At 39.2% G+C, this 2,468-nt stretch carries 2 protein-coding genes and 1 pseudogene; all 3 read right to left on the bottom strand.

Annotation, left to right across the window (positions count from 1 at the left end; translation table 11 throughout):
- Positions 1-437 precede the first annotated feature (437 nt).
- The gene (gene cyoD / locus ACFIKE_RS09405; protein ID WP_375649544.1) at positions 438-1,226 is read right to left on the bottom strand and encodes a cytochrome o ubiquinol oxidase subunit IV; all 789 of its coding nucleotides are present in this window, start codon (positions 1,224-1,226) and stop codon (positions 438-440) included.
- A complete protein-coding gene (locus ACFIKE_RS09400) occupies positions 1,226-1,891 on the bottom strand; it encodes a cytochrome (ubi)quinol oxidase subunit III (protein WP_375649542.1) in 666 nt (221 codons plus the stop codon). The genes cyoD and ACFIKE_RS09400 overlap by 1 nt, the downstream gene beginning before the upstream one ends.
- Positions 1,888-2,468: pseudogene (locus ACFIKE_RS09395) on the bottom strand (cytochrome o ubiquinol oxidase subunit I); the annotation flags it as partial. The pseudogene ACFIKE_RS09395 and the gene ACFIKE_RS09400, both read right to left, overlap by 4 nt.

Here is a 2,468-nt window from a genome sequence, read left to right as displayed (position 1 = left end):
AGAACCAGCACCAATAACTGTCATTGCAACGGTTTTCATTAAGTTTTCTGATTATTCTCTAAATTTTTGATTTCAATTGCATATTATTATTACAAATAACTTTAATGCTATCTTTAATATAAATTCTGTAAATCTAAAAACATTACTGCTTCGTAGCTTTTTTTAGCTTATACAACATAAAAACTTGTTTCTCACATTCTCTTTCTTTGTAGTGAATTTTACAAACATCACTTTTTGTATATTCTACAAATAGCTATTTGTCTCAAAAATTAAAGCTTGCCTCAATACCCCACGGACTTTCTCTTTTAAATTAAAAGTATATTCAAAATCATGATACTCATTCCACTGATATCTTGTACTTATTCCCCTCTTTATATCCTACGAATTTCTCCTAAGAGCTGATACATGCCGCATCAGCTCTTAGATATTTCTAACAACTACTCCACAGGAAACTGCGTATTTGGACCTTGCTCCATGGGCATTTCTGAACCAGGTGCTTGATCTACAGGAGTCTGCGTACCTAGACCCTGCCCCATAGGCATTTCTGAACCAGGTGCTTGATCTACAGGAGTCTGCGTACCTAGACCCTGCCCCATGGGCATTTCTGAACCAGGTGCTTGATCTACAGGAGTTTGCGTATTTGGACCTTGCTCCATGGGCATTTCTGAACCAGGTGCTTGATCTACAGGAGTTTGCGTACCTAGACCCTGCCCCATAGGCATTTCTGAACCAGGTGCTTGATCTACAGGAGTTTGCGTACTTGCACCTTGCTCCATCGAAATTTCTGAGCCCTGTATCTTTTCTGGCTGTGTTCTTACGGATATATCTTTGTTTGATAACTGCTCAGACACTGAAGAATCATCCCTACTTGATATTTCCGGTTCAATAACACGTCCTGAACCACCCATCATATTATAATTCAAGTGAGAAATAGCCCACCAAGTTCCCCCAATAATAACAAAAACGCAAATAGCAGCAAACCACAACGCGCTTAAATTCCACTTGGCATCTGGACCAGAATTCAAGTGCAAAAAGAAAACAATTTGTACTATAATCTGAATAATCGCCATCCCAATAAGATACGCAACCTTCGTACTAACTGCCCAACTTTCCATCATTCCATACATCACAGGAATAAAAGAACCCAAGGTAAAAAATACAGCCAGAATAAAGCCAACTAAATAGGAACCAGTACTGGGACCATGTGTTTCGTTATGCATGCTCATTACAGTGCTCCTAACAGATAAACCATGGTGAAAACACCAACCCACACAATATCAAGTAAATGCCAGAAAATTGAAAGGCATGTTAAACGCGTTTTATTATCCTGATCCAAGCCATGACGACGAAGGTGAAAAAACATCACTATCATCCAGAGAAGACCAACACTTACATGAAGACCGTGGGTACCAACTAAAGCAAAAAACGCTGACCAATATGCAGATAGAACTTCTCGTCCAAAAAGCTGTAAACCTGTTGCAGGATCAATACCTGCATAAGCATTAGGATCGTAATAGAATACCTCGTTCAAAAGTTCATGAAATTCGTAAATTTCCATGCCAATAAAGCAAAACCCAAGTACAAAAGTAATAGCCATCCATGAACGCACACCACTGATATTACCTTTATGTGCTTGTACCATGACAAACCCATAAGTAATTGATGATAGCAATAAGATGGCGGTTTCAACCAAAACAAACTTTAAATCAATAAACTCATTGCCAGCTTTTCCTCCACCATAAGAAGCAGAAAAAACAGCAAAACTTGAAAAAAGCGTTGAGAATAGGATCAAATCCGAAAGAATATAAACCCAAAAACCAAATGTCATTATCGAACTATTATCGTGATGATGCTCATCAATGTGAGTATCATTCATTGTCACCGCGCTCATACTGCTACTCCTTGTTCTTTAAGAACAGCTGTAAAAGCGTCCTCTGTTTTCTGCACTTCTTCAGCTGGAATATAGTAACCATGATGATCACCTGTTAACGAATGACACACAATCGTTGCAACAAAACCAACCAATCCAATCGCAACAAGCCACCAAATATGCCAAACAAGAGCAAAACCAACAACCAATGAAAAGAATCCTGCAATAATTCCAGCGGACGTATTTGATGGCATATGAATTTTTGCAAATCCACTTGTCGGACGCTGATAACCATTCTTCTTCATATTCCAATAAGCATCATCAGATTGTACCTCTGGAAGTATTGCAAAATTGTAAGAAGGAGGCGGTGAAGAGATAGACCATTCAAGTGTCCGTGCATCACCCCAAGGATCACCTATTATCACCGGTAAGCATCCTTTATGTTTAATACCGTACCAAATCGCCAAAACAACTTGCAGCACAAAACAAAGGATACCGAGCAAGATAATAATAGCACCCAATGCAGCAATCATAAACATCGGTTGCCAACTAGGTTCCATGTAATGCTGGAGACGACGCGTCGCCCCCATCAAACCAA

The sequence above is a fragment of the Bartonella sp. MU70NMGDW genome, assembly GCF_042194085.1.
In the GTDB taxonomy this organism is placed as follows: domain Bacteria; phylum Pseudomonadota; class Alphaproteobacteria; order Rhizobiales; family Rhizobiaceae; genus Bartonella; species Bartonella grahamii.
Note: the sequence above shows the minus strand (reverse complement) of the source record. Positions and strands in the feature narration are given on the sequence as shown.